This is a genomic window from Anaerosacchariphilus polymeriproducens, from assembly GCF_003363435.1.
Taxonomy (GTDB): domain Bacteria; phylum Bacillota; class Clostridia; order Lachnospirales; family Lachnospiraceae; genus Anaerosacchariphilus; species Anaerosacchariphilus polymeriproducens.
In genome coordinates, this window is the sequence record NZ_QRCT01000045.1 from 70,823 (window position 1) to 77,683 (window position 6,861).

Here is a 6,861-nt window from a genome sequence, read left to right on the forward strand (position 1 = left end):
ATATTATAAATATCAATCAACTATAACTTCCAAACCATATATTTAACAAAATACTTTTAAGTCATTAAATGTTGATAAATTTCTCTTTTAGTAGTACCTCTATCTTTGGCTACTACCTTCATGGCTTCTTTTTTAGAAAACCCTTGATTTTCATAATACTTCATATGTTCTTCAATTGAAATTTTATTCCATTCTTGTTGTTTTTCTGTTTCTATCTGTTTATGAGTTTTTCCTTCTATAACAATTACGCACTCACCCTTAGGTGTTTCTTTCTGGTAATACGCAATAGCATCTTCAAATGTAGCTCTAAATACGGTCTCGTATTTTTTGGTAAGTTCTCTGCATATCGTAATATTTCGATTTCCTAATGAATTATAAAGCTCCTCTAATGTCTGAACCAAATGATGAGGTGCTTCATAAATTATGATTGTACGAGTCTCCTGAATTAGCTCTTCCAATATCGTACGTCTTTCTTTTTTCTCTTTTGGCAGGAAAGCTTCGAATACAAATCTTCTAGTTGTAAGCCCTGATAATGTCAATGCAGTGATACATGCTGCTGCCCCCGGTAAAGACGTTACTGTTATACCAACTTCATAACACATTTTAACAAGTTCTTCACCCGGATCAGAGATTCCTGGTGTACCCGCATCTGTGATCAAAGCTATATTCTTTCCTTCTTCTAAAAGAGTAATTAAATACTTTGCTTTCTCTATTTTATTATATTCATGATAACTGGTCATAGGAGTTTTGATTTCAAAATGATTTAATAATTTGATACTATTTCTTGTATCTTCTGCTGCTATAAGATCAACTTCCTGCAATGTCCTCAAAACACGTAATGTAATATCCTCCAGATTCCCTATTGGAGTTGCGCACAAATATAAGATTCCTGTCATTTCTATCCCTCCTAGTACCCATATACATCATAAATTTCATCTGTATAAACATTTGGTTCTTTATAAACAATCAATGGTTTTTCTATTGTTACTCTGGCATTTCCATCTCTTAACCCTTCAATAAGTACCATATTTGGTTCTTTGTCCACGTAAGGATAAACGAATCGCATTCTTTTCGGTTCTATTTTGTAACGGACCATACAAGTCATAATCTCAGCAAGACGAAATGGTCTGTGTACCATATAAAAACGTCCTTTTGGTTTTAATAATTTTGCACTCTCACGAATAACATCCTCTAAGCTGCACTTTAATTCATGTCTGGCAATCGCCTTTGCTTCATCCGGGTTTACTAAACCATGTTGCCCGGTCATATAAGGGGGATTTGTCGTAATAACGTCAAAAGAAGATGCTCCAAATAAAGATGAAGCACCTTTTATATCTCCTGAAACAATATCAATTTTTTCTTCCAAACCATTATAAGCCACACTTCTTCTTGCCATATTTGCACTTTCTTCTTGAATTTCCAAGCCTGTAAAATGCTTTCCTTTTGTTTTGGCTTCCAACAATATAGGTATAATACCAGTTCCGGTACCCAAATCAAGTACCACCTCATCTGGTTTTACTTTTGAAAAACCAGATAATAAAACCGCATCCATTCCAAAGCAGAACTTCTCTGGATTCTGTATAATACAATAACCATTTCTCTGTAGCTCATCCAGTCTCTCACCCGGTAAAAGATTAATTGTCATCCAGCTTTGATTTCCCTTCTTGTTTTTCTAATGCTTCTAATTCTTTTAACTCTTTGTCTATTTTAATTCTTTCTTTTCTTCTCTTTGGTTTAAAATTGATTTCTCCTACTTTATATTCACGTATTTCCTTTTCATCATTAATATCAACAATAACTTTGACCAGTTGTCTTAAAACGCTGACACTTTGCACTTCTCCTTTATAGCCTTCCGGAGTTGTAACCGTATCCCCTAAGCCAGGAAGGCGGCTATTCAGCTCTTCATATGTTTCTTCTTCATTTTTTAAACAGCACATAAGTCTTCCGCATACACCGGAAATTTTGGTGGGATTCAAAGATAAATTCTGTTCCTTAGCCATTTTAATGGATACCGGCACAAACTCAGACAAATAAGTATGACAACACAGAGGTCTTCCACAAATACCGATTCCTCCCAATATCTTAGTTTCATCTCTTACACCAATCTGACGCAATTCAATTCTTGTTTTAAAAACTGCTGCCAAATCTTTTACCAGTTCACGGAAATCGATTCTTCCGTCTGCAGTAAAATAGAACAAAACCTTGTTGTTATCAAATGTATATTCTGTATCTATTAACTTCATATCCAGATCATGTTTTTTAATTTTCTTTAAGCAAATTTGAAAAGCATCCTTTTCCTTTTCTTTATTCTTTGATTCTATTTCATCATCTACAGGGGTCGCAACACGGATAACCTCTTTCAATGGCTGAATCACCTTTTCATCTTCCACTTCCCTGGGACCTATTACTACTGTACCATATTCAACCCCACGGGCGGTTTCCACAATGACATGATCACCTACTTCAATCGTAAAAGATAAAGGATCAAAGAAATATACCTTGCCGGCTGTGCGGAACCTTACGCCTATTACTTTTATCATTTTGAACTCTCCTTTATTGTCAGCAGTAATAGCTCTATTACTAACTCAAAGTTAACATTGGCATTTAATCTTTGTTTCGCTTTTTCCAATGCATCCAATATATTTTGAATTCCATCATAAGAACATTTACTTGCCTGCTTTTTTATACTATTAAGCTCATCTTTAAACACTAATCTATCTACTTCTCTCGTCGCTTTAAACAATAATACATCCCGATACCAAATCATAATAATATCAAAATAATCGTTAATTTCAATCCTTAAATCATGAATTCCTTTTATTTTCTCCATTACTTCATGGACTTCCATTTCTTGAATATTTTTCAGCAAGTGAATGGCCTCTTCTTTGATATGATTAAAATTATCCGCAGATGCTAGCTGGATGGCTTTTCCAACATTTCCCTGCGCAAAAGCCACACTGATATTAGCTTGGTAATCAGGAACGTGTAATGTTTCCATTAAGTACCTTTTAATCTCCGACGGCTTCACTGCCCGCAGATTTAAGGTGACACACCTTGAAGTAATCGTAGTTAACAACTCATCTGCATTATTTGTTAACAATATAATAATACCATAAACCGGCGGTTCTTCAATGGTTTTTAATAAAGCATTCTGAGCTTGTGTAGTCATTTTCTCGGCATCCTCGATAATGTATATCTTATATGGGCTGCTATATGGCTTTATCTGAATATCACTATTCACTTGCTCGCGAATATCATTTACTCCAATACTATTGGGTTTCTCATGAGTAACCCAAATAATATCCGGTTGATTATTACTAACCGACTGTTTACAAGAATGGCATTCCATACAAGGTTCACTTTGACCTTTTTCACACTGCAATGTCATAGCAAACGCATTGGCCAACAACTTTTTACCTGATTTAGATTCACCGTTAAATATATATGCATGAGAAACTTTATCCAGCTTTATAGCATTTTGTAAATGTTCTATAATCTGTTCATGTCCCACGATTTCTTTAAATCCTGCCATAAGTCATCCCTCCTAGTCTCTCTATAAAATTGTATATTTAAAGGCTTTCCACCTTTTTCTAAGATAATATCAAGTAGAGATATCTAATAATAGACCACGGATCTCTCCCACTTTACTTAGCACACTAATATGATCTTTTTCATCTTTCATTAATTCTTGTGCCAAATCATCTAAATTTTTATCTACTAATTTAACAATCCCATAAACTCTGTGCCGTCCTCTGCGGTCCAAAAAATTTTCTCTTGAAAATTCATGAGAACGGTTAATTACTTCATTCATAAAATCTTTGACTAATTCACGGTACTTTTTCATATCTCGAACATCCATGTGTTTCCCTATTTTGTCTCCCTGATTAGTGATGTCTTCCATCAATTTATTTAATTTACTTTGTAATTCTTTTTCTTCAATACTGCTCGCTAATGTGAATTTAAAACTTCCATCCGCAGGCTTTGTATTCGTTGTCGCTTCTACTGGTTTTGCAGGTGTTGTTGCGTTTACTTTTATATCCATGAAATCACCTCGATTTTCTTTATATGGATAATAATCTATCCAAAAGTACAATCTATAGTTGATTATACCATAATTTCTACCTGTGACAATAAAAGTTTATTTTATCTCTTGTACTATGTATTGGATAATATCCTCAACGATTTGTGATAAATCCTGATTTTCAAATCTTCTAACTACTCCGGCTTTTTTAATATTTTCTTCCGAAAAATCTTGGGCATCTGCCAAAAATCTTCTGCACATTTCAGAATACTTGGGATTTTCCTGGAGTTTCTCTCTTTCTATTGCTCTGGTTAATCTGATTCCATCCTCTAATTCTATATAAATTGGTCTGACCTTTTTGTCACCAAAAAACTCTTTCAATTTCATATATGAATCCAAAGTACCTATCATTATATAGTTATTAGAAACCAAATCTATCTGCTCATCATGTGCGGTAAAATATTTCCATATTCCATGAACTGTGTGATACGCTCGAAGTTCAATAATTTTATTATCTCGTTCTAAATTTTCAAGTTCTTTTTCGTTAATAAAAAAGTACTCAATTCCATTCGTTTCTCCATCACGAATAGGTCTGGTTGTATAAGGAACAATTGTTTTTAATCCAACTGTATTTTTCTCTAATATCTGTTTAAATATCGTGTCTTTTCCCGAGGAGCTTTTTCCAATAACACAAAATATTTTACCCATAATTTATCTCCTGATAATTGACTATCTTTTTCTTATATTGTACCCTATTTTTAAGCAGAAAGCAAACTTGGATAGTCATTTCAAATTTTAAAACTGTTCTATAAATGAAACTGATGAAACTAAATAATAGGGTTTGTAAAATTAGATGTAAATATTTAGTGGATGTTTAAATAGAAATATTCACGTAAAATGATTTGCTTTAATGTTATTTTCCTGTGTAAAATTAATCAATAGATACTCTTATTTATAAAAAACATTTGCTTCTTATAAATAAGAATATAAATATCCTAGAGTTCTGTTAGTTTTTTAGTCTAACAGAACTCTAGGATATGAATAATATTTGTAGTCACCCTTGCCTGAAAGTGCTTTGTCCAGATTAATAGGTAAAAGCGCATCCAAAGATAGTCTTAGATTCACATAATTCAAGAAATCAAGTAAAACAGATAAGATATTTGATTTTAAAATAAATCCCATTCCTTTGGATTCATCTGGCCTGGTTCTGGATTTTCGGTTATGGTCTTTGTAGTATCACCAGAAAAAATTAGAGTTCCGTCTTCTTTTAATGCTATGGTAGTATATCCTCCTGCATAGATTGCTAAAATGTTTCTCCATTTTTTTACATCACACTGTTTATCATCATTTGAACCAGCGGCAACAACTGTTCCATTTGATTTCAATCCTGCATAATGTTCTTCTCCAGCAGCAATATCAACTATATTTTTCCATTCTTCTGCGGTTTTATTTCCAACCTTATCTGATAGTTTTACAATACCATCTGTTGTTAAGCCCATCCAATAAAACATCTTTCTTTTAATCTCTAAAATGTTATTCCATCCCTCATAGCTTCCTTTTTCTAACATATTTTTATATGGCATACCACTTATATAATCAGACCAAACAGTCGTTCCATCACTTTTAATACCTATTGCAACATTTTTATACGCTATAACATGTCTTATATTATTCCAATCTTTTACCATCTCATTTCTTGTCTCTATAGTCTCTTCCCCAGCTCCATCTGTCGGTATTACTTTTCCCGTCGCCACCACTGTTCCATCTGATTTTAGCCCTAATACATGCGTTCCACAAACTGCTACTTCTATGATATCAGTCCAAGCACCCGTTTCACATTGCCCTAAATCGTTTAGACCTGTTGCAACTACGGTTCCATCTGACTTTAATCCAACCGATATTTCATCATCAGCACTTACCGCTACTATATCGGTCCAATCTTTAGTATTGCACTGACCTTTTGTGTTCTCACCCCAACTATAGACAGTTCTGTCAGATTTTACACCTATCATATGGAATGAACCAATTGCAACTAAATTTTGATAAGGTTCAATTTCTGCCCGTTTTTTATCTACCGGTTCAAATGGTAATTTACTATCAGTTTTACTTTTTAAACTTGATATAATAACTATCGCTATTATTAATAGTAATAATACTAACCCTGTAATTCCTATTGTTCTTTTTTTCATCATTTATCCTCTCAAAATAAATCATTAAAATTACTTATCTCTTTACAACCATTATACATTTCTCTCCATTTTTGTTTCTCTTTATCAGATAAGTTACTCCATCCTTTTTTTTCATCTCCTAATCCATAATAATAAATATTCAAATAAGTAGTAAAATCAAACTTTAATTTTCTTTCTTTAGACTTTTGTTTATTATATATTTCTTTCGCCCAAGCAATCCTAGCTCTAGTCTCCACCGGATTCATATCTGCCTTAGTAATGGTTACTTCACCTGAATTCGAGACTATCATACTGGAGCGAATTCCCAGTGCTTCTAGAGCGAATCCTATTTTCAATTCTTCCTGCTTTAATGATAATCCCTTGTTATGTGCCTCTATCTCGTTATAAAGTTTTGATATATCTACAACCATGGTAGCAGCTTCATAGGCTATTCTCACACTTGCCGGAGATTTTTTTAATATGTTGTCAATCTTTTCATTTATCTTTGCACCAACCGTTCCATCAATCAATTTATTGATAAAATAGTTCTTAACCTCATCTTCAAAACTTCTTTTCTCTGACTGTAACTTCTTTATTACTGCATTATTTAACCTTAACTGTTGATTTTCGGACCACTCTAAAGTTTCATAGGATACAAGGCTTTTGTCTTTG

The 6,861-nt window shown here is 33.3% G+C and carries 8 protein-coding genes; all 8 read right to left on the minus strand.

What is annotated here, in order from left to right:
• Positions 1-56: 56 nt before the first annotated feature.
• Positions 57-896: a 16S rRNA (cytidine(1402)-2'-O)-methyltransferase gene (rsmI, locus tag DWV06_RS12910; protein ID WP_115482601.1), complete on the minus strand. Its 840-nt coding sequence runs from the start codon at positions 894-896 to the stop codon at positions 57-59.
• Positions 897-907: 11 nt separating this feature from the next.
• Positions 908-1,645, minus strand: coding sequence for a tRNA1(Val) (adenine(37)-N6)-methyltransferase (locus DWV06_RS12915; RefSeq protein ID WP_115482602.1), 738 nt, complete (start codon positions 1,643-1,645; stop codon positions 908-910).
• Positions 1,635-2,540: a PSP1 domain-containing protein gene (locus tag DWV06_RS12920; protein ID WP_115482603.1), complete on the minus strand. Its 906-nt coding sequence runs from the start codon at positions 2,538-2,540 to the stop codon at positions 1,635-1,637. The genes DWV06_RS12915 and DWV06_RS12920 overlap by 11 nt, the downstream gene beginning before the upstream one ends.
• Positions 2,537-3,532: a DNA polymerase III subunit gene (locus tag DWV06_RS12925; RefSeq protein WP_115482604.1), complete on the minus strand. Its 996-nt coding sequence runs from the start codon at positions 3,530-3,532 to the stop codon at positions 2,537-2,539. Before DWV06_RS12925 ends, DWV06_RS12920 begins: the two co-directional genes overlap by 4 nt.
• Positions 3,533-3,601: 69 nt before the next feature.
• The gene (locus DWV06_RS12930) at positions 3,602-4,042 is read right to left on the minus strand and encodes a YaaR family protein (RefSeq protein WP_115482605.1); all 441 of its coding nucleotides are present in this window, start codon (positions 4,040-4,042) and stop codon (positions 3,602-3,604) included.
• Positions 4,043-4,138: 96 nt separating this feature from the next.
• Positions 4,139-4,729, minus strand: a complete 591-nt coding sequence (locus DWV06_RS12935; RefSeq protein WP_115482606.1) for a nucleoside/nucleotide kinase family protein — start codon at positions 4,727-4,729, stop codon at positions 4,139-4,141.
• A gap of 458 nt (positions 4,730-5,187) precedes the next feature.
• Positions 5,188-6,210, minus strand: a complete 1,023-nt coding sequence (locus DWV06_RS12940; RefSeq protein WP_162300636.1) for an RCC1 domain-containing protein — start codon at positions 6,208-6,210, stop codon at positions 5,188-5,190.
• A gap of 11 nt (positions 6,211-6,221) precedes the next feature.
• Positions 6,222-6,861 (minus strand): hypothetical protein (locus DWV06_RS18555; protein ID WP_162300637.1); only part of this gene is annotated, 640 nt, incomplete at its 5' end.

Bases quoted from the DNA above. Each gene is read 5' to 3' on its own strand.
- DWV06_RS12925 (WP_115482604.1), bottom strand. From the start codon at position 3,532: ATGGCAGGATTTAAAGAAATCGTGGGACATGAACAGATTATAGAACAT.
- DWV06_RS12935 (WP_115482606.1), bottom strand. From the start codon at position 4,729: ATGGGTAAAATATTTTGTGTTATTGGAAAAAGCTCCTCGGGAAAAGAC.
- DWV06_RS12920 (WP_115482603.1), bottom strand. From the start codon at position 2,540: ATGATAAAAGTAATAGGCGTAAGGTTCCGCACAGCCGGCAAGGTATAT.
- DWV06_RS12915 (WP_115482602.1), bottom strand. From the start codon at position 1,645: ATGACAATTAATCTTTTACCGGGTGAGAGACTGGATGAGCTACAGAGA.
- DWV06_RS12940 (WP_162300636.1), bottom strand. From the start codon at position 6,210: ATGAAAAAAAGAACAATAGGAATTACAGGGTTAGTATTATTACTATTA.
- rsmI (WP_115482601.1), bottom strand. From the start codon at position 896: ATGACAGGAATCTTATATTTGTGCGCAACTCCAATAGGGAATCTGGAG.
- DWV06_RS12930 (WP_115482605.1), bottom strand. From the start codon at position 4,042: ATGGATATAAAAGTAAACGCAACAACACCTGCAAAACCAGTAGAAGCG.